We start from the raw sequence: 20,307 nt of genomic DNA, 5'->3' as shown, positions 1-20,307 counted from the left end.
CCCGACAACTGGGAGTATGAAGAAGAAACGGATACATATACATGCCCTAATCAAAAACGTCTTAAATTTCAGCATTATTCTACTCGCCATGACCGTACCGGATTTGAACGGAAGTTCAAAATCTATGAGTGCGAAGACTGTTTGGGGTGCCCTTTTCGTTCATCATGTACCAAAGCAAAAGAAGGTAATAATCGAAAGCTTATGGTGAATGAAAAGTGGGAGCAGCAAAAAGAATATGTAAGGTCGAAGCTTTCTGAGGAGAAAACAGGAGCCATCTATCGAAAACGCAAAATCGATGTGGAGCCAGTTTTTGGATTCTTGAAGGCTAATTTGCGTTTCACTCGGTTTTCCGTACGAGGAAAATCGAAGGTCGAAAATGAAATGGGCATTGCATTATTGGCAGTGAATTTGAGAAAATTCATTGCCAACAGCTAATCGGTAGAAGAATTTACGCAAGAAAATTAAAAAAGGTGAATTTGAGCACGCTCAAATTCACCTTTTTTTCTATTAGAGACTAGTTTTGTCCCAGCCTCTTTTTATTTGTACAGAGTTTAAAATGGAAGGATGTCTGAAGTGTGGAAATATATTTCTGTGCGGAATATTATCCAAATCAAGAACTTGCATTTAGATGGTGAAAGGAGGATGAAGTATAAACTTTTATCATATCGTAGGTGAAGGAATTGATTCTTTTTTAATGAATAATCATACAACATTCTCTAGAATTGAAAAAAAGCATTCTCATCTGGGATTTTTCAATGAGAATAACCCATGCCTTTACACAGGTGTCTAAACTCCCCGAACCACCATTCCCACAGGATTTTGTCGAAAAATATATGTCATGCATCCATGCTTGATCTGGAGCTTCCTTTTCCTCCGAAAATAAAAAAATCTCAAAAAAATTTTTAATGCAACAAACTCCATTAGGACAAAGATGTAAGCGTTTACTTATAATCAGATTAATCTAAATAGTCAAATAATTTACAAAAAGCCTGTTGACCTACCCGGAAAACGGGAGTAATATTGTCCTCAATAAAAAAATCTTGAGCCACCGGGAAGCGGCAATGAAAAGTGAATCGAGCCGCACGCCTATCAGGCTCCATTAGTCAACGCACTACCGTTGCACAAATAAATTTCTGAATAATCAAATAAATTACCAGCCGGAAAGGAATGATTAACATGAACGAACAATGGATCTACTTAGACGGACAATACGTAAAAAAGGAAGACGCAGTTGTATCTGTGTACGACCATGGTTTTCTATATGGAGATGGAGTGTTCGAAGGGATTCGAATGTACGATGGGAACGTATTCCGTTTAGAAGAACATGTTGATCGCCTTTATGACTCAGCAAAATCCATCATGCTGCATATCGAGATGTCCAAACAAGAAATGAGTGACATCATCGTTGATACATTGAAAAAAAATCAGCTGGAAAATGCCTACATACGTGTGGTCATTTCTAGAGGTGTTGGAAACTTGGGATTGGATCCATTTACTTGTAGAAAGCCACAAATCATCGTCATTGCAGAACAATTGGCTCTATTCCCTAAAAGCTTATATGAAACGGGCATTGATATCGTGACGGTAGCGAGCCGCCGGAATCGGGCAGATGTTCTTTCTCCGAAGGTTAAATCTCTAAACTACTTAAATAACATTCTCGTTAAAATCGAAGCGAACCTCGCCGGTGTAAGCGAAGCACTGATGTTGAACGATCAAGGATACGTAGCCGAGGGATCGGCGGACAATATCTTCATTGTCAAAAAAGGAAAGATCCTGACGCCGCCTGGATATGTAGGGGCCCTTGAAGGGATCACCCGCAATGCCATCATCGAAATTGCCGAAAAATTAGGGTTCGAGATGAAAGAGGAAGTGTTCACCCGTCATGATGTGTACACAGCAGATGAGGTGTTCTTGACAGGAACCGCAGCCGAGGTCATTGCCGTTGTGAAAGTGGACGGACGAGTGATCGGAGAAGGGAAGCCTGGAAAGTATACAAACCAATTATTACAGGAGTTCAGAAACACTGTCACGCAGGATGGAAGAAAAGTTTACAAACAAAATGCTCAAGTCGGCTAAGTTGGAGGTGATGACGTGCGAAGTGACATGATCAAGAAAGGAATCGACAGAGCTCCTCACCGCAGTTTACTTTATGCGACGGGAGTAAAGCTTGAAGACCTGGAAAAACCGTTTATCGGGGTATGTAACTCCTACATTGATATCATCCCGGGTCATATGCATTTAAACGGATTTGCCCAGGTCGTGAAAGAAGCGATCCGGGAAGCTGGAGGAATCCCCTTCGAATTCAACACGATCGGTGTTGATGACGGGATCGCCATGGGACACATCGGGATGCGGTACTCATTGCCGAGTCGTGAACTGATCGCCGACTCAGCAGAAACCGTCATCAATGCCCACTGGTTCGATGGAGTATTCTACATTCCGAATTGTGACAAGATCACACCGGGTATGCTGATGGCATCAGTCAGAACCAATGTCCCTTCCGTTTTCGTATCAGGAGGCCCTATGGAAGCAGGGGTTTCAAGTGAAGGAAAGCCATTATCACTCGTATCTGTTTTTGAAGGGGTCGGTGCCCATCAGTCAGGAAGGATGACGGCAGAACAGCTTCTTGATATCGAGGCCAATGCATGTCCGACATGCGGATCCTGTTCAGGGATGTTCACAGCGAACTCCATGAATTCCCTGATGGAGATGCTTGGAATGGCTCCACCGGGGAACGGAACAATCGTAGCCACCTCAGAAGAACGGCACAAATTGATCAAGGATGCAGCAAAACACCTGGTGGAAATGGTGAAAAAAGATATCAAGCCAAGAGATATCATAACGGAGGATACGATTGATGACGCATTTGCACTGGACATGGCCATGGGGGGATCGACCAATACCGTCCTTCACACACTGGCCATTGCCAATGAAGCGGAAATCGATTACGACATCAACCGGATCAATAAAGTTGCTGAGCGTGTACCCTATCTATCCAAGATAAGCCCGGCCTCCGATTACTCCATGCAGGATGTACACAATGCCGGAGGGGTCAGCGCCATCATTAAAGAACTTTGTGAAATGGAAGCTGTACACAAGGATCGCATCACGGTTACAGGAAAGTCCCTTTATGAAAATGTGAAGGATGCCCATATTCAAAATGATGATGTCATCCGTCGCAGGGAGAATGCCCACAGTCCAGTCGGAGGATTATCCGTCCTCTTCGGGAATATCGCTCCAAACGGCGGGGTCATCAAAGTAGGGGCAGTCGATCCATCGATTAAAACATTCATGGGAGAAGCGATTGTCTACGAATCCCAGGATGATGCCCTTGCCGGAATCGAAAGTGGGGAAGTGAAAGAAGGGCATGTTGTGGTCATCAGGTATGAAGGGCCAAAGGGTGGTCCGGGAATGCCGGAAATGCTCGCACCGACAGCAGCCATTGCTGGAAGGGGACTCGAAAAGAAAGTCGCCCTCATGACCGACGGACGATTTTCAGGAGCATCCCGTGGTATTTCAATCGGTCACGTCTCCCCGGAAGCGGCTGAAGGAGGACCGATCGGTGTCGTGGAAAATGGAGACGCCATCTTCATTGATCTGACGAACCGGACGATTTCCCTTATGGTATCAGAAGAAGAGTTGAAATTCAGGCATCAGGAGTGGGTACAGCCTCCTCCGAAAATCAAAAAAGGCTATCTGGCAAGATATGCGAAGCTTGTGACATCAGCAAGCACCGGTGGAATCTTGAAAACGGAATAATGGAAAGCGTTGAAGAGGTAAAAGGATTGGGAATCGTATTTTCAGAGAGCTGGTGGTGCTGAGAACCAGTAATACATCCAATACCGACATCCCCTCTGAGTATCGTTCTGAACTCTGTAAGTAGGAACGATCGAGTAGATGATACTCGTTACAAAAACAAAGGCCGGTGAAACCGATCGGCCTGCAAAGGGAGATGCACTGGCATCTCTGAACTAGGGTGGTACCGTGGAAAGGATAAAGACCTTTTCGCCCCTGCGAAAGATGAACTCTGACGTAGTGGGTGGAAAGGTCTTTTTTGTTTGCAAAAGGTGGATGAATAAAGCATGCGTTTTAATATATCCAGCTCCGGTGGCTAGTCCCTCGAGGTCATAAGTCAATCTCGCCAAAAAGGCAACAAACGCTTTTCAGCGACCTTGCCTTATGCTTGTCGGGCCTGACCGAGCCGCCTGCGCTTTTAAAAAAAGGGAGGAGATACGCAATGAGAGCAAAAGTTGAGGCAGAACCGGCTTCACAGACACTGACAGAAAACGTCAACGGTGCTGATATGCTCATGAAGGCTTTGAAGGAGGAAAAGGTCGAGATTCTGTTTGGGTACCCTGGGGGAGCGGTTTTGCCGATTTACGATGCTCTTTACAAAGCCCCGATCAAGCATGTACTCGCCCGTCATGAGCAAGGGGCCATCCACGCGGCGGAAGGATATGCCCGGGTATCAGGAAAACCGGGTGTCGTCATTGCGACATCGGGACCTGGAGCGACGAATCTTGTGACAGGGATCGCGGATGCCATGATGGATTCACTTCCACTGGTAGTGTTCACGGGGCAGGTAGCTTCAGGGGTGATCGGAACCGATGCATTCCAGGAGGCGGACGTAGTGGGGATTACGATGCCGATCACCAAGCATAATTATCAGGTTCGGGATATTAAAGATTTACCGAGGATCGTGAAGGAGGCTTTTCACATAGCCTCAACCGGAAGACCGGGACCGGTACTCGTGGATATTCCGAAAGATCTGACTCTGCAGCAAGCATTCGCGGTACATGAAGTGGAAATGGACTTACCGGGATATCAGCCTAACTTTTACCCGAATCCTCTCCAAATCAAGAAGCTGGTGGATGCCATCAAGGTTTCGAAACAGCCCGTCATTTTAGCGGGAGCTGGAGTCCTTCATGGGAAAGCAACTGAAGAATTGAAGGCATTCGCAGAACAATATGACATTCCGGTGATCCACACCCTGCTTGGTTTAGGGGGATTCCCGGCAGACCATACACTTTTCTTGGGCATGGCGGGCATGCATGGATGTTATGCCAGTAATATGGCCATCCACGAATGTGATCTGCTCATCAATATCGGTGCCCGGTTTGATGACAGGTTGACTGGGAATCTCGCTACCTTTGCACCAAGGGCCAAAGTGGTCCACATTGACATAGACCCTGCTGAAATCGGGAAGAACGTTGAAACACAGATCCCAATTGTAGCCGATGCCAAGCAGGCACTCGCAAAAATTCTGCAGCATGAAACGGAAAAGCCTGATTTTGATGCCTGGCATCATCATCTGCGCTCTTACAAAAGGGAATATCCTTTCTGGTATAACCAGGCACATGATGTCCTATCACCCCAACGCCTCATTGAGCAGGTGTATGAAATGACGAACGGGGAAGCGGTCGTCACAACGGACGTCGGACAGCATCAAATGTGGGCGGCGCAGTACTATTCTTTTAAAAAGCCGAATAACTGGGTTACATCCGGTGGGCTCGGCACGATGGGATTCGGGTTCCCGGCAGCGATCGGTGCTCAATTAGCGAATCCCGACAGCACGGTGGTTGCTTTTGTAGGAGATGGTGGATTCCAGATGACTCTTCAGGAGCTTGTTCTCCTGAAAGAATTGAACCTTCCTGTGAAAGTGGTCCTTCTCAATAACGGCACACTGGGCATGGTGAGACAGTGGCAGGAAACATTTTTTGAAGAGAGATATTCACAATCGGTTTTTTCCACCCAGCCTGATTTTGTGAAACTGGCTGAATCATACGGAATCAAAGGGTATCAAGTGAAAACCCAGGAAGAAGTAGATACGGTTTTAAAAGCGGCATTAACGAGTGATGAACCGGTTCTCATCGATTGCTGGGTGAATCCGAAGGAAAACGTCTACCCGATGGTGGCTCCAGGAAAAGGATTACACGAAATGTTAGGAGTGAAACCATGAGGAAACGGATTGTAACGGCCCTCGTTCATAACCGAAGCGGTGTCTTGAATCGGGTGACCGGATTGTTTACAAAACGTCAGTTTAATATCGAAAGTATTTCCGTCGGTTATACAGAAGTCGAAGGAATTTCGCGGATGACCTTTGTCGTCAATGTAGAGGACGATCGTAAAATCGAGCAGCTCTTAAAGCAGCTCCATAAACAGATTGATGTCCTCAAGGTGTCCGATATCACCGATCAAGGAGTGGTCGCCAGGGAACTGGCCCTCATCAAAGTCCTGAGTACAGGCCAGACCCGATCCGAAATCAACGGCATTGTTGAACCGTTCAGGGCCGCGATCATTGATGTGGCAAGGGACAGCGTAACAGTTCAGGTAACCGGGGAGACATCCAAGATCGAAGCGATCATTGACCTGTTAAGACCTTATGGAATCAAAGAGATCGCCCGAACCGGCATCACGGCATTTGCAAGGGGCAATGGAAAATCGGTCACGGATTTGAAACAGTATTCGATTGTGAATTAGAAGTAACTTAAAAAAACTTATTATTCAAAAAATGGAGAGGATGAGGGAAATGGTAAAGGTATATTATAACGGAGATGTAAATGAAGAGGTTCTAAAAGGGAAGAAAGTAGCGGTTGTCGGCTATGGTTCACAGGGTCACGCACATGCGCAGAACCTGAAGGAAAGCGGCTTTGATGTTGTAGTCGGATTGCGAAAAGGAAAGTCATGGGACCAGGCGGAAAAAGACGGCTTCGATGTCTACTCCGTGCGGGAAGCGAGCGAACAGGCAGATGTCATCATGGTTCTCCTGCCGGATGAGCATCAGCCGAAAGTGTATGAAGCGGAAATCAAACCGGCATTGTCAGCAGGAAAGGCATTGGCATTTGCACACGGATTCAATATCCATTTCCATCAGGTCGTTCCGCCGGAAGACGTAGACGTTTTCCTTGTAGCACCGAAAGGACCGGGGCATCTCGTAAGAAGGACGTTTGAAGAAGGAGCCGGTGTACCTGCACTTTTCGGGGTTTATCAAGACGCTACCGGCCAAGCAGCTGAACTGGCCCTAGCCTATGCAAAGGGTGTAGGGGCAGGGCGTGCCGGAATCCTAGAAACATCATTCCAGGAAGAAACGGAAACCGATCTATTCGGGGAACAGGCGGTCCTTTGCGGAGGGGTGACATCCCTTGTCAAAGCAGGGTTCGAAACTCTTGTCGAAGCCGGTTATCAAAAAGAAGTTGCCTATTTCGAGTGTTTACACGAATTGAAGCTGATCGTCGACCTGATGTATGAGCAGGGACTGGAAGGAATGCGCTATTCGATTTCCGATACCGCTCAATGGGGGGATTTCGTGTCAGGACCACGGGTCGTGAACGAAGAAACGAAAGCCCGCATGAAGGAAGTTCTGACGGATATCCAAACAGGAAAATTTGCGAAGGGATGGATCCTGGAGAACCAGGCAAACCGACCGGAATTCAACGCCATCAACCAACGTGAGAGCCAGCATCCGATTGAAGTCGTTGGCAGGGAGCTTCGTAAAATGATGCCATTTGTACAGAAACCTTCTACTAAAGAAAAGGAAGTGGTAGCGAGTGCGAACCATTGAGATCTTTGACACGACTCTACGGGACGGTGAACAGTCAGCCGGTGTGAATCTGAATACGATTGAAAAAATCGAGGTGGCGAAGCAGCTTGAAAGACTGGGTGTTGACATTATTGAAGCTGGATTTCCTGCAGCTTCAAAAGGAGACTTCGATGCTGTACAGAGGATCGGTTCCACTATTAAAAACAGTTCCGTAACGGGGCTGGCGCGGGCTCAGCAAAGAGACATTGATGCAGTATGGGAATCCCTGAAAGGAACGGCGGAACCAAGGCTGCATGTCTTCCTTGCCACTTCGCCCATCCACATGACCCATAAGCTGAAGATGACACCGGATCAGGTCATCGATACCGCCGTCCAGGCCGTACAATATGCGAAGAAATTCTTCCCCGTCGTTCAGTGGTCGGCAGAAGATGCTTGCAGGTCGGATCTCAATTTCCTGGTCAAAATCATGGAAAGGGTCATTGATGCGGGAGCTTCAGTCATCAATCTCCCTGATACGGTGGGGTATATCACCCCTCATAAATACGGCGAACTGTTTCGATACGTAAGGGAAAACGTCCCGAATATCGACGGTGTGAAGCTTTCGGCACACTGTCATGATGATCTTGGTATGGCGACTGCCAACTCCCTTGCAGCCATCGAAAACGGAGCCGACCAAATTGAAGGGACCATTAACGGTATCGGTGAACGTGCCGGTAATGCAGCCCTGGAGGAAGTGGCGGTCGCACTTCGGATCCGTGAAGATTTTTACGGAGCGACAACCCGGCTTAAATTAGACGAAATTAAGAAAACCAGTTCTCTTGTCAGCAAGCTGACGGGAATGAGGGTACCAGCTAATAAAGCAGTCGTCGGTGACAATGCCTTTGCCCATGAATCAGGCATCCATCAGGATGGAGTACTGAAAGAAAAAACGACATACGAAATCATCACTCCGGAACTGATCGGAGTAAACTCGAATCGTCTGGTACTCGGGAAACACTCAGGCCGCCATGCTTTCAAAAATAAGGCCGTCGAACTGGGCTTTGACCTGAGTGATGAAAAACTGAATGAAGCATTTCATACGTTTAAAGATTTGGCAGACAAGAAGAAGGAAATCGTCGATGAAGATCTCTTCAGCATCCTGACCAATAAGCAGACGGAGATGGCCGAATCTGTCGGTTTTACTTTAGAACGAATGCAGGTTCAATACGGCATGGACAATATACCGACAGCCACAATCGAGTTGAAGTTCGAGGACGGAAGCGTAACAAGGCTCGCTTCAACGGGATCAGGAAGTGTAGAAGCCATCTACAACACAATCGAGAAAATCCTTCCAGAGTCTTCAAGATTGCTGGATTACAAGATCAACTCGGTCGGCGGGGGCCGGGATGCCCTGGCAGAAGTATATGTAAGACTTGAATATGACGGAGAAAAGACAAGCGGACGCGGAACGGCCCAGGATGTACTGGAAGCATCGGCCCGTGCGTACTTAAACGCAGTGAACCGACTATCTCAACGGAAATCTCAACAAAGGGAAAGAGTAGAAGCCAGTTTGTAAGATCAAGGTCCCTGAAGTCAGTGGCCTTCCCTAAAACCAATAAACAGGAGGTAATTCTAATGAAGAAAAAAATCGCTGTACTACCAGGAGACGGTATCGGTCAAGAGATTATGGACGGGGCATTAGAAGTACTGAAGGCAGTGGGTGATTGGTTCGGCCATGAATTCGAAGTGGAGAAAGGATACATCGGCGGCTCTGCTGTAGATCGCTTTGGTACGCCATTACCTCCTGAAACGATCAAGCTTTGCAAAGGGAGTGATGCAGTCCTATTAGGTGCTGTCGGAGGACCGAAATGGGAGCATCTGCCGAAGGAAACCCGTCCGGAAAAAGGGCTCCTGGCCATCCGCAAAGAGTTCGATTTATTCGCGAACCTGCGCCCGGTGAAGGCATTCGAGAGCCTGCTCGGTGCCTCTCCTTTAAAGCGCGAAATCGTGGAAGAGGTAGACTTAGTGATTGTCCGCGAACTGACAGGAGGATTGTACTTCGGTCAGCCGTCCGGTCGCCAGGGGAAACGGGATGAAGTAGCCGTTGACACACTGGTCTATGAAAAAAGTGAAATCGAACGGATTGTCCACAAAGCCTTTAAGCTTGCTCAGAAGCGCAAGAAGAAATTAACCTCCGTCGACAAGGCAAATGTTTTGGAAACTAGTCGAATGTGGCGGGAAGTCGTGAATGAAGTGGCGGTTGAATATCCGGATGTAGAAGTGGAGCACATGCTGGTTGATGTAGCGGCGATGAAGCTGATGTATCAGCCGAAGCAATTCGATGTGCTGGTGACAGAGAATATGTTCGGGGATATCCTGAGCGACGAAGCCTCGATGATCACAGGCTCACTGGGCATGCTGCCATCCGCAAGCCTGAGGGGAGACTCTTTCGGACTGTATGAACCGGTTCACGGGTCAGCCCCTGATATTGCAGGAAAAGGAAAAGCCAATCCTCTTGCCATGATTTTGTCGGTAGCCATGATGCTTCGTCATTCCTTCGGTTTAAAAGAAGAAGCGGAAATGATTGAAATGGCCGTCCAGGAAGTCTTGAATGCAGGATACCGTACAGGAGACCTTTGGACAATGGGGCGTGGAACCGTTGTCGGTACAGGTACCATGAGCCAGATGGTGGTGGAGCGACTGGAAGCCGATCACGCCCTATCTTCAATCTTGGCGGCTTACTTATAAAATTGGTTCGCAGGGTCGAAGCCCGGGAGCACGGACGTTATGGAAATAAAATTGTACCAAACCAGGAGGGAGTTCATGGCAGGGAAAAATATCATCGAAAAGATATGGGAAAAACATATTGTGCACAGAGAAGAGGGAAAGCCGGATTTACTTTATATTGATCTGCACCTTGTACATGAAGTAACATCCCCCCAGGCATTTGAAGGGCTGCGCTTAAAAGATCGCAGCGTTCGCAGACCGGACTTAACGTACGCAACCATGGATCACAATGTTCCGACAAGGGAGAGACACATTGTGAGAGATGAAATCGCACGACTGCAAATGGATACACTGAAGAAAAATTGTGCAGAATTCGGCGTCACCCTTGCTGATATACATCACCCCGATCAAGGGATCGTCCACGTCATCGGGCCGGAACTTGGTTTGACCCAGCCAGGGAAGACCATTGTTTGCGGGGACAGTCACACTTCAACCCATGGTGCGTTCGGCGCACTGGCCTTCGGGATCGGGACGAGTGAAGTGGAGCACGTGCTGGCGACCCAGACCCTTTGGCAATCGAAACCGAAAACCCTTCAAGTGGAAGTATCAGGGGAGCTTGGTTTCGGTGTCACGGCAAAAGACGTGATCCTGAACATCATTTCCGCTTATGGAGTGGGGTTTGGGACTGGATATGTCATTGAATTCACCGGTGATGTGATCCGCAATCTGTCCATGGAAGAAAGAATGACGGTTTGCAATATGAGCATTGAAGCCGGTGCGAAGGCAGGTTTGATCAGTCCCGATGAAACGACCTTTGGCTATTTAGAAGGAAGAAAATATCTACCTAAAGACCGGTCATTCCAACAGTGCAAGGAAGAATGGAGAGCCCTTTCGAGTGACAGCGACGCAGCCTATGATCACACAATCTACGTGAAGGGTGAAGAAATCGAGCCGCATGTCACGTGGGGGACAAATCCCGGTATGGGGGCTGCGATTTCGAGGTCCGTCCCTCACCCGGATAAGTATAGCGATCCTTCTGATAGAGAAGGAGTGGAGAGGGCCCTTCATTATATGGGACTTGAGGCTGGTATGAGAATCGAGGACATCGAGGTTGATTATGTGTTCATCGGTTCGTGTACGAATTCGCGCTTAAGTGACCTGAGAGCGGCGGCTGAGGTGGTGAAGGGCCACAAAGTCAAGGAAGGCGTCACGGCTTTGGTCGTTCCAGGCTCTTATAAAGTGAAGCAAGAAGCAGAAGCGGAAGGCCTGCATACGGTCTTTGAAGATGCGGGCTTTGAATGGAGGGAAGCAGGATGCAGCATGTGCCTGGCCATGAATGACGACATCGTTCCACCGGGCAAGCGCTGTGCATCTACCTCCAACCGGAATTTTGAAGGCCGGCAGGGAAATGGATCGAGAACCCATCTGCTGAGTCCGTCCATGGCGGCAGCGGCTGCCGTGACCGGTAAATTGACAGATGTCCGTAAACTTGAGAAACTGCCGATTTCATAGGAGGTGAACCCCATGGCAATCAATCATGTGGAAGGCAAAGTGTTTCCTCTCAGGAGAGACAACGTAGATACGGATCAAATCATCCCGAAACAATTCCTGAAAAGGATCGAACGGAAAGGCTTCGGCCAGTATTTGTTTTATCATTGGCGATTTGAAGACGATGGGAAATCCTTAAGGAAAGACTTCTTATTGGATACCCCCCAATATCACGATGCCGAGGTTCTCCTTGGTGGAAAGAACTTCGGCTGCGGCTCATCAAGGGAGCACGCACCGTGGGCCCTTCAGGACTATGGGTTTCAAGTGGTCATTGCAAAAAGCTTCGCTGATATTTTTTATAATAATTGTTTAAAAAATGGGATTCTTCCCATTCAGCTGGATGAAGCAACAGTGGATGCCCTTTTGAAAAATGAGAGTCAGGTAGATTTATATAAAATCGAAGTGTCCCTTGAGCATCAGACCATTTGTGATTCAGAGGGACTCCGTGTCACGTTTGATGTCGATCCTTACTGGAAGACGATGTTGTTAAAGGGATTGGATGAAATCGATCTGACATTGCATTACGGAAAACATATCGAAGACTACGAAAAAAAATATGAGGTGAGTGACTTGGGAATTTAATGGATAACACTGAAGTTGTAGAAGCGATGGAACGAATCAGTCATCAGGTGCATCGAACACCGTTAAAGCAATCATCTACTCTGAATGCGTACACGGGTGGAGAAATCTATTTGAAAATGGAGAATCTGCAGCGAACAGGATCATTCAAAGTGAGAGGCGCCATGAATAAAATCATGTCATTATCTGACGCGGAAGCAGGCAAGGGCATCATTGCCGCATCGGCAGGGAATCATGCCCAGGGGGTGGCATTGGCCGCCTCTAAGCGCGGGGTTCCGTCGAAGATCTTCATGCCGAAGCGGACGCCTTCTACCAAAGTTGCGGCAACGAAACACTACGGAGCTGAAATCGTATTGACAGGAGACACCTATCAAGAAGCCTACGGGGCAGCACTCCAAGAGAAAATCAGAAAAGGCTCGACGTATGTTCATGCATTTGACGATCATAAAGTGATGGCTGGACAAGGGACAGTCGCACTGGAAATGCTTCAACAACTCAGTGATCTGGACATGATCCTCGTACCCGTCGGCGGTGGGGGCTTGCTCGCAGGGATGGCGCTGGCCGTAAAGGCCTTCAACCCACGGGTCCAAATCGTGGGGGTGCAGGCACTGGGAGCACCTGCAACATATAACTTTTTTACAGGAAGAAATAAAGGGGCCTTGGAGCATGTTCACACCATTGCAGACGGGATTCTCGTCAAGAAGCCCGGGGAACTCACATTTCCGATTATCCAGAAATATGTAGACGACATGGTCACGGTGACGGATGAAGAAATCTCCTACAGCATCATGTTCATGCTGCAACGGGAGAAGACGCTGGTCGAAGGAGCGGGTGCCGCATCATTGGCGGCAGCCATGTGCCAGAAGGTTCAGGTGAAAGGCAAGAAAGTGGGCTGTGTCATCAGCGGCGGAAATGCCGATCCGAGCAAAATCCCTGTGTACAGGGATTTATCCAAAATGGCCAGGCAGCTTCATCATATCGTGTAAAGGAGGGGCGGTCCTTAACTATGTGAGTAGTTGGGGGCGGTCCTCTGTTTATAGCCATTTGGTACGGGTATTGATGGATTTACTATAAATGGAAAAAGGCGCAATTACTAGATGAAATGGCGCAATAAACATGATAATGACGCAATTATCGAGAAAAAGACGCAATAAACAAAATAATGACGCAATTGTTCACTAAAATGACGCAATTATCTACAAGTCGGGATTAGAAGTGCCTCAGGAAATGAGGAAAGTGCTCCAATAACAGAACAGATAATAGTACCGCAACAACCCAAAAAAAGACCAACAAATTATAGGTGATCCTTGAAAAGCATAGGTTTTTCGTGGAGATAACCAGAATGAACCAGCAACATCACAATCAATTAAACTTGAAAGCTCTTACATTCTGAAAATACGCAAAAACCTATTGTAATAGGTAATTTTTTCAACTATAATGTCCACTATACAAGAACAAATGTACACGAGAAATAAACAAATGGAGGTTTTCGGCTTATGGAATCAATTTCAATCGGACTTTTAGGACTCGGCACGGTGGGAGCGGGAGTGGTGAAGATTGTAGAGAATCATCAGGATAAATTATCCCATCAAATCGGCTGCCCGGTGACGGTGAAAAAAGCCCTTGTACAGGATTTAGAGAAAGATAGGGGACTCGACATTGAAAACAGCATACTGACCTTAAATCCTGAGGAAGTCCTGTTTGATCCTGAAATTGATATTGTGGTCGAGGTCATGGGTGGAATCGAAGCGACAAAGGAGCATCTTCTTCATGCTCTAAACGAGGGTAAACATGTCGTGACGGCAAATAAAGACCTCATGGCTCTCCATGGACCGGAATTATTGAGGGCTGCATCGGAGAATGGCTGTGACTTATTCTACGAAGCAAGTGTCGCTGGAGGCATCCCGATCTTAAGGAGTTTAGTAGACGGCCTGGCCTCCGATCGCATCACCAAAATGATGGGAATCGTAAACGGAACAACGAACTTCATTTTGACAAAGATGACGAAAGAGGGACGGACCTTCGATGATGTTTTGAAGGAAGCACAGGTTCTCGGTTATGCTGAAGCGGATCCGACAGCGGATGTCGGCGGACTGGATGCAGCAAGGAAGATGGCAATCCTCTCCACATTAGGTTTCTCCATGAACGTGGACCTTGCCGATGTGAAGGTGAAGGGCATCACGGAAGTAACGGGTGATGACATTCAATATGCCGAGCAGTTCGGTTATACGATGAAGCTCATCGGATACGCCCATAGGGAAGGGGAGAAGGTTGAGGTAAGTGTGGAACCAACTCTCCTTCAAAATGAACATCCCCTCGCCTCCGTACACGACGAATATAACGCCGTTTACGTTTACGGGGAAGCAGTGGGGGAAACGATGTTCTACGGTCCCGGCGCCGGCAGTCTCCCAACGGCTACAGCCGTCGTATCCGATATGGTGGGAATCATGAAGAATATGAGACTGGGGGTCAACGGTAAGAGTGCCGTTAATCCTCAATTCCCGAAAAAGTTGAAAGAACGGAATGAAATTCATTCAAAATACTTCCTGCGCCTGCATGTACAAGATGAAGTGGGCGTGTTAGCTAAACTGACATCCATCTTTTCAAATCATGGAGTCAGTTTCGAGAAGATCCTGCAGAATCCCCTGGAAAGTGATGAGTTTGCCGAGATCGTCCTGGTGACACACAAAGCGTCACTCGATCATTATGAGGACATTTTGATGGAGTTGAAGGATTATGAAGCGGTTCATTCAATCGAAAGCTCATATCGTGTAGAAGGAGGAGAAAAAGGATGAGATGGAAAGGGCTACTGGAGCAGTATAAAGAACATCTTCCATTAAATGCGGATACTCCCCTTTTAAGCTTGAACGAAGGAAACACTCCGCTGATCGAGCTGAAGTCGCTGTCCAGGGAATGGGGCATCGAGCTTTATGCAAAGGTAGAAGGGGCGAATCCGACGGGCTCCTTTAAGGACCGGGGAATGGTCCTCGCGGTTGCGAAAGCCGTGGAAGCCGGCAGCTCGACAGTCATTTGCGCTTCAACCGGCAATACAAGTGCTTCCGCTGCGGCTTATGCTGCAAGGGCGGGAATCAAATGCATCGTCGTCATTCCCGAGGGGAAGATCGCTCAAGGGAAATTGGCACAGGCCGTCATGTACGGAGCAGAGATCATTTCAATTGAAGGGAATTTTGATGAAGCGCTTGAGATTGTCCGGGAGTTAAGCAAAACCGAATCGGTCACTCTCGTGAATTCAGTGAACCCGTATCGATTGGAAGGGCAGAAAACAGCTGCCTTCGAAGTGATAGACGGATTAGGGGAAGCTCCTGATGTACTGGCAATCCCCGTCGGAAATGCAGGAAATATTTCAGCATACTGGAAAGGATTTAAGGAATATTCTCGTCAACACGCTTCCACACTGCCCAGGATGTTCGGTTTTGAAGCTTCCGGTGCGGCGGCTATCGTCCATGACCGTGTATTTCCACAGCCCGAAACGGTCGCCACTGCGATCCGGATCGGGAACCCGGCAAGCTGGACATTGGCAGTCGACGCTTTGAGGGAATCAAATGGTCATATCGACGAAGTGACGGATGACGAAATCCTTGAAGCGTATCAGCTGATGGCAAGGAAAGAAGGAATCTTCGCCGAACCGGCGTCCTGCGCGTCCATTGCCGGGGTTAAGAAGTCTTTGGAAAAAGGGTTGCTCGACAAAGGGTCGAAGATAGTCGCGGTATTGACGGGTAACGGTTTGAAAGATCCGGTTACGGCCATGGAGTGCAGCCCGGTTACACCGGTGAAATTACCGAATGATCGTGAAATGGTGAAGGATTACATTAAGGGAACGATCGGGGTATGAAGGGGCGTCGCTCTTGGAGAATCGTCGTCCCGGGAAGTACGGCTAATTTAGGTGCCGGTTTTGACTCGCTTGGCTTGGCTTTGGATGTGTATTTAACCGTTGAGGCACAAGAGGCAGACGAATGGCAAGTGATTCCCCTGTCGGCGGCACTTGAGGTATTTCCGGCTGATGAGTCCCATTTCATTGTTGAAGTAGTGAAAGAAGTATGTAAGGAATACGGAAAGAAGCCTACTCCGTGCCATTTGTATATTTCAAGTGACATACCGTTGACGAGGGGGCTGGGCTCCAGCGCAGCTGCCGTAGTGGCCGGGGTGGAGCTCGCAAATGTCCTGTGCGACCTGAACTTGAGCAGGGAGAGGAAGCTTTCCATTGCGAACAGGTTCGAAGGTCATCCCGATAACGTTGGCGCATCACTTTACGGGGGGTTCATCGTCAGCTGTCAGCATGAAAAGGGTGTCAACATCATAACCGTACCTGATCTTCCGATTGAAATCGTATGCGTCATTCCGAAAGCGGAGCTGAAAACATCCGATTCGAGAAATGTCCTTCCGTCCACTCATTCATTTGCAGAATCCGTAGGGGCTGGAGCCATTTCGAATGTACTTGTGGCAGCGTTTTTGACCGGCGATTGGGACATGGTCGGGAAGATGATGAAGCGTGATCGATATCATCAACCGCACAGGAGAAAGTTGCTCCCTCACTACGATGCCGTAGAAGAAGTGGCGGGACGATTCGGCGCATTCGGTGTCGCCCTTAGCGGTGCCGGCCCGACGATTGCCTGCTTCGTGGAAAGGGAAGCTGGCGAATGGCTCCACCGTCAGCTCGAGCAAACCTTCCCATCCATGGATGTCCGTAAACTATCCATTGCCGAGTCCGGCAGCACCATCACCCTCCAACAACCAAAGGTCCGTCCCTCATCGCTTTAAAGGAGCGAGGGACGGACCTTGTTTTTATGCTTTCTGCCCTGGGCGTACATGTAACATGGTGGAAATAAAGGCTCTTCGAGGAAGCCTGGGAGATACTTGGTTTCACTATTTCTCCCTGGTGATCATAAAACAATTTTCTTTTTCATTGATGTGGAGGCAGTAGGATGATTGATCAGTCATCCCCATTTCTTCCCGGAGTTCCTTTGGGATATGGACAGTTCCTTTTTCTGAGATGTAGCGCTTGTTATGGGTGGAGTCTTTCAACGCGCGTTTAATATAGAGGCAGTTGTTTTGATAGACGAGTTCTGCGAGCCTTCCCGGCAATAGCCCAAACTGCTGTCGCCATTTGTGGGGAAGGGTAATCGTGCCACTTTTACTGAACGGTTTTCTGCCATACATCAAGCTCAACATGATGCATCACCTGCTTTCAATTTCCTTTTGCTTCTCTTTTTACCAACTTTCCGGTAAATAAACGCCATTTTGAAAAAATAGGAAGAAGGTTGGGGGTGGAGTTTAGTAAAATAAAAGGAGTGGAAATAGACTTGTAACTGGAGGTGTGAGTCATCGAACCTATACATATTCTAATCTTGCTTATGATTGGTTATAGCGTCTTTACCTTTGACAAAAAGAAGAAGAACATTCCCGTGCCGGTTGTTTTGCTCCTTATTGGGATGGGTCTGTCGTTTGTTCCCGCGTTTTCTGATGTCACCCTGACAAAGGATATAATATTTCAGTGGTTTCTGCCAGCGCTTCTATTTATATCCGCGTATCAATTTCCTGCAAAGGCTTTAAAGAAGCATGCTGGAATCATCACTCTCCTAAGTACGGTGGGGATTGTCATCACGACATTATTGATGAGTCTTCTTACGTACTATGGTCTGCATCCTTGGATCCCTGTGACCTATGGAGAAGCTTTACTGATTTCTGCCATCTTAACACCGACGGATCCGGTTTCGGTCGTATCGGTCTTGAAAGAGTCTTCAAACAGAGATGATATAGCCGATGTAGTGGAGGGGGAGTCGATGATCAATGATGGCACAAGTATCGTTCTCTTTACGGTTGTGGCTGGAATCTACTTTGGAGGGGAGACGTTTTCCGTTTCTTCTTTCATGGGAGAATTCCTTTTGGTTTCCCTTGGAGGGATCGTGTTGGGTGTGACGCTTGGATGGCTGGCGAGTAAAGCAATCCATTTCACGACAGATTCGCGGTATCAGATCATGCTGAGTATCATCTTTGCATACGGAACCTTTTACGTAGGGGAGGAGCTGGGAGTTTCAGGAGTTCTTGCAACAGTATCCTCCGGGATCCTGCTTTCCTATGAGTATGGAAAAATGATAAAGGAAAATCATTTCCGGAAGGATCTGGATGGATTCTGGACTGTGATTGAACCGACCATCTTAACCTTTTTATTCTTATTGATCGGAATCCAGACAACGCGATATCTCTCTTTTTCTTTAATTGGATGGATCTTCTTCCTTTTTGTTCTCTCATTATTTGTTCGCTATGTTATTATTATTGGTGTTGTAAAATTGAAAGAAACATGGAGAAAGACGTATGGATGGAAGGAAGTATCCATCTTAACCTGGTCTGGAATTAAAGGCACGATGTCTGTGGCGTTATTATTAGGTTTAGATGATCAAGGTCCCCTTCTACTGCACTCCTTAACATTCGGAGTGATCATGCTGTCGCTCCTGATACAAAGCGTTGGAATTTATCCTTTGTCCACCTTTTTCCTGAAAGGGGAGAAAGAGAGGAAAGATTATTGATAAATTGGTAAGAACTGTGAAACCATAGGAGAAAGACTATCTGAATGTAGGTGAACATTCCGAAATGAAACAAGCTAAAGACATTGCCTTAAGAGTTACCATCACCTATGTATTGTTAGGAATTCTCTGGATTGTGTTATCCGATTATTTTTCTATGGCACTGACTCATGAAAACCTTAATATGTATATCTACTTTCAACGATATAAAGGCTGGTTCTTTGTTTTTGTAACGGGTACCATTCTCTTCTTATCCCTATATCGGAGGACTCATGCACTCATTGAATCAAATAATAAATTGATGAATAAAGAGAGACAACTGCAAATAAAGAATCAACACTATCACTCCTTGTTCGAGCAGAACCCCGATGCCGTCTTTGAATTGAGTCTGGACGGCGATGTAATGTCTGTCAACGGAGAGGCTGAGGGATTACTTGAGTCAACATTTGAAGAATTAAAAGAAGTGAACTTCAGCCAATTCCTGCTAGGGGAAGAAATGAAACGTGTCACAGACTACTTTTTCGAAACGTTCAAAGGGTTTGCCTCTACATTTGAAACAACGATTCATTTGCCCAACATGAAAAGGAAGATTCTGCGCTGCTCCCTCGTTCCAATCATCGTGAACAGGAACGTTACAGGGATCTTTGCGATTGCAAGGGATATTACGCATATTAAAGAAAATGAAGAAATGGTTGTCGCATCTGAAAAGCTTTCAGTGATAGGGCAATTGGCTGCTGCCGTGGCCCATGAAATCCGTAACCCACTTACATCTTTAAAGGGATTCATCCAATTAATGCAGTCGACCAAGTCTATTAACGACAGCCATCTGGACATTATGCTATCTGAAGTGGACCGGATCGATTTGATTTCGGGAGAGATGTTGATACTTGGAAAACAGCAGGAAATCCATTTCCGGCAAGAGGGATTGGATGAAATCTTACGGCAGGTATTGATACTTATGGAAGCACAGGCCCATCTTGATAATGTGTCCATTACATATGAAAACCTCGAGGGGAAACCTTTATGTGTGTTAGGGGAATCCAATCAGCTGAAACAGGTATTCATTAATATTATTAAAAATGCAGTGGAATCTATCCCTGCAGGTAGAAATGGAAGGGTCTCAATCACATTGGCCCCGCATGGGACGGACGCTCGTGTCATCGTAAAGGACAATGGTGTGGGGATGGAACCGGAAAGGATCGAGCATCTGGGAGAGCCATTTTACTCGACCAAAGAAAAAGGGACGGGTCTCGGTCTCGCCGTTTGTCAGAAAATTATCGAACGACATAAAGGACATATACACTTTAAAAGTGAAATACAAAAAGGAACGGCAGTGGAGATCACCTTACCTGTCAAGGGAAGTGAGATTACATCCGACTTTGCCGATTAGAA

At 47.2% G+C, this 20,307-nt stretch carries 17 protein-coding genes; 16 read left to right on the top strand and 1 reads right to left on the bottom strand.

From position 1 onward, the window contains the following. The 14 genes from SLH55_RS05225 to thrB all read left to right on the top strand — a co-directional run. The coding region (locus SLH55_RS05225; RefSeq protein WP_320322872.1) for a transposase at window positions 1-435 on the top strand (435 nt) is incomplete at its 5' end. Between the two features lie 741 nt (window positions 436-1,176). Further along, window positions 1,177-2,076, top strand: coding sequence for a branched-chain-amino-acid transaminase (gene ilvE, locus SLH55_RS05220; protein ID WP_219167942.1), 900 nt, complete (start codon window positions 1,177-1,179; stop codon window positions 2,074-2,076). A gap of 15 nt (window positions 2,077-2,091) precedes the next feature. Continuing rightward, on the top strand, window positions 2,092-3,759 hold the full coding sequence (gene ilvD / locus SLH55_RS05215; RefSeq protein ID WP_219167941.1) for a dihydroxy-acid dehydratase: 1,668 nt from the start codon (window positions 2,092-2,094) through the stop codon (window positions 3,757-3,759). A 478-nt stretch (window positions 3,760-4,237) separates the two neighbouring features. Then, window positions 4,238-5,959, top strand: coding sequence for an acetolactate synthase large subunit (gene ilvB, locus SLH55_RS05210; RefSeq protein ID WP_320322871.1), 1,722 nt, complete (start codon window positions 4,238-4,240; stop codon window positions 5,957-5,959). Beyond that, a complete protein-coding gene (gene ilvN / locus SLH55_RS05205; RefSeq protein WP_044339131.1) occupies window positions 5,956-6,480 on the top strand; it encodes an acetolactate synthase small subunit in 525 nt (174 codons plus the stop codon). Before ilvB ends, ilvN begins: the two co-directional genes overlap by 4 nt. Window positions 6,481-6,529: 49 nt before the next feature. Further along, the gene (gene ilvC, locus SLH55_RS05200) at window positions 6,530-7,561 is read left to right on the top strand and encodes a ketol-acid reductoisomerase (RefSeq protein WP_320322870.1); all 1,032 of its coding nucleotides are present in this window, start codon (window positions 6,530-6,532) and stop codon (window positions 7,559-7,561) included. Beyond that, the gene (locus tag SLH55_RS05195) at window positions 7,548-9,095 is read left to right on the top strand and encodes a 2-isopropylmalate synthase (protein ID WP_320322869.1); all 1,548 of its coding nucleotides are present in this window, start codon (window positions 7,548-7,550) and stop codon (window positions 9,093-9,095) included. The genes ilvC and SLH55_RS05195 overlap by 14 nt, the downstream gene beginning before the upstream one ends. A gap of 59 nt (window positions 9,096-9,154) precedes the next feature. Continuing rightward, a complete protein-coding gene (leuB, locus tag SLH55_RS05190) occupies window positions 9,155-10,267 on the top strand; it encodes a 3-isopropylmalate dehydrogenase (RefSeq protein WP_219167937.1) in 1,113 nt (370 codons plus the stop codon). Between the two features lie 75 nt (window positions 10,268-10,342). Beyond that, a complete protein-coding gene (gene leuC / locus SLH55_RS05185; protein ID WP_320322868.1) occupies window positions 10,343-11,758 on the top strand; it encodes a 3-isopropylmalate dehydratase large subunit in 1,416 nt (471 codons plus the stop codon). A gap of 12 nt (window positions 11,759-11,770) precedes the next feature. Next, window positions 11,771-12,376: a 3-isopropylmalate dehydratase small subunit gene (leuD, locus tag SLH55_RS05180; protein WP_320322867.1), complete on the top strand. Its 606-nt coding sequence runs from the start codon at window positions 11,771-11,773 to the stop codon at window positions 12,374-12,376. Beyond that, window positions 12,376-13,359 carry a threonine ammonia-lyase gene (gene ilvA, locus SLH55_RS05175; protein WP_257475038.1) on the top strand — a complete coding sequence of 328 codons (984 nt, stop codon included), beginning with the start codon at window positions 12,376-12,378 and terminating at the stop codon, window positions 13,357-13,359. Before leuD ends, ilvA begins: the two co-directional genes overlap by 1 nt. Before the next feature lie 510 nt (window positions 13,360-13,869). Next, window positions 13,870-15,168, top strand: a complete 1,299-nt coding sequence (locus SLH55_RS05170) for a homoserine dehydrogenase (protein ID WP_219167934.1) — start codon at window positions 13,870-13,872, stop codon at window positions 15,166-15,168. Then, window positions 15,165-16,226 (top strand): threonine synthase, encoded by a 1,062-nt coding sequence (gene thrC / locus SLH55_RS05165; RefSeq protein WP_219167933.1) that lies wholly within the window; start codon window positions 15,165-15,167, stop codon window positions 16,224-16,226. Before SLH55_RS05170 ends, thrC begins: the two co-directional genes overlap by 4 nt. Then, window positions 16,223-17,152: a homoserine kinase gene (thrB, locus tag SLH55_RS05160; protein WP_320322866.1), complete on the top strand. Its 930-nt coding sequence runs from the start codon at window positions 16,223-16,225 to the stop codon at window positions 17,150-17,152. The genes thrC and thrB overlap by 4 nt, the downstream gene beginning before the upstream one ends. 105 nt (window positions 17,153-17,257) lie before the next feature. Here thrB and SLH55_RS05155 read toward each other — a convergent pair whose 3' ends face one another. After that, complete coding sequence (locus tag SLH55_RS05155; protein ID WP_226671775.1) at window positions 17,258-17,563, bottom strand: AbrB/MazE/SpoVT family DNA-binding domain-containing protein; 306 nt, start codon at window positions 17,561-17,563, stop codon at window positions 17,258-17,260. Between the two features lie 182 nt (window positions 17,564-17,745). Between SLH55_RS05155 and SLH55_RS05150 the strand changes: the two genes are divergently transcribed. Together SLH55_RS05150 and SLH55_RS05145 are read left to right on the top strand one after the other, a co-directional pair. Next, complete coding sequence (locus SLH55_RS05150; RefSeq protein WP_320322877.1) at window positions 17,746-18,918, top strand: sodium:proton antiporter; 1,173 nt, start codon at window positions 17,746-17,748, stop codon at window positions 18,916-18,918. A 64-nt stretch (window positions 18,919-18,982) separates the two neighbouring features. Then, window positions 18,983-20,305, top strand: a complete 1,323-nt coding sequence (locus tag SLH55_RS05145; protein WP_320322865.1) for an ATP-binding protein — start codon at window positions 18,983-18,985, stop codon at window positions 20,303-20,305. Window positions 20,306-20,307: the final 2 nt, after the last annotated feature.

The sequence above is a fragment of the Rossellomorea sp. YZS02 genome (genome assembly GCF_033963925.1).
In the GTDB taxonomy this organism is placed as follows: Bacteria; Bacillota; Bacilli; order Bacillales; family Bacillaceae_B; genus Rossellomorea.
Note: the sequence above shows the minus strand (reverse complement) of the source record. Positions and strands in the feature narration are given on the sequence as shown.

What these genes read in the sequence shown, in the direction of transcription:
- SLH55_RS05145 (WP_320322865.1), top strand. Translation starts at nt 18,983, where the DNA reads ATGAAACAAGCTAAAGACATTGCCTTAAGAGTTACCATCACCTATGTA.
- ilvA (WP_257475038.1), top strand. Translation starts at nt 12,376, where the DNA reads ATGGATAACACTGAAGTTGTAGAAGCGATGGAACGAATCAGTCATCAG.
- leuD (WP_320322867.1), top strand. Translation starts at nt 11,771, where the DNA reads ATGGCAATCAATCATGTGGAAGGCAAAGTGTTTCCTCTCAGGAGAGAC.
- SLH55_RS05155 (WP_226671775.1), bottom strand. Translation starts at nt 17,563, where the DNA reads ATGTTGAGCTTGATGTATGGCAGAAAACCGTTCAGTAAAAGTGGCACG.
- leuB (WP_219167937.1), top strand. Translation starts at nt 9,155, where the DNA reads ATGAAGAAAAAAATCGCTGTACTACCAGGAGACGGTATCGGTCAAGAG.
- ilvE (WP_219167942.1), top strand. Translation starts at nt 1,177, where the DNA reads ATGAACGAACAATGGATCTACTTAGACGGACAATACGTAAAAAAGGAA.
- thrB (WP_320322866.1), top strand. Translation starts at nt 16,223, where the DNA reads ATGAAGGGGCGTCGCTCTTGGAGAATCGTCGTCCCGGGAAGTACGGCT.
- ilvC (WP_320322870.1), top strand. Translation starts at nt 6,530, where the DNA reads ATGGTAAAGGTATATTATAACGGAGATGTAAATGAAGAGGTTCTAAAA.
- leuC (WP_320322868.1), top strand. Translation starts at nt 10,343, where the DNA reads ATGGCAGGGAAAAATATCATCGAAAAGATATGGGAAAAACATATTGTG.
- ilvB (WP_320322871.1), top strand. Translation starts at nt 4,238, where the DNA reads ATGAGAGCAAAAGTTGAGGCAGAACCGGCTTCACAGACACTGACAGAA.
- ilvN (WP_044339131.1), top strand. Translation starts at nt 5,956, where the DNA reads ATGAGGAAACGGATTGTAACGGCCCTCGTTCATAACCGAAGCGGTGTC.
- SLH55_RS05170 (WP_219167934.1), top strand. Translation starts at nt 13,870, where the DNA reads ATGGAATCAATTTCAATCGGACTTTTAGGACTCGGCACGGTGGGAGCG.
- SLH55_RS05150 (WP_320322877.1), top strand. Translation starts at nt 17,746, where the DNA reads ATGATTGGTTATAGCGTCTTTACCTTTGACAAAAAGAAGAAGAACATT.
- thrC (WP_219167933.1), top strand. Translation starts at nt 15,165, where the DNA reads ATGAGATGGAAAGGGCTACTGGAGCAGTATAAAGAACATCTTCCATTA.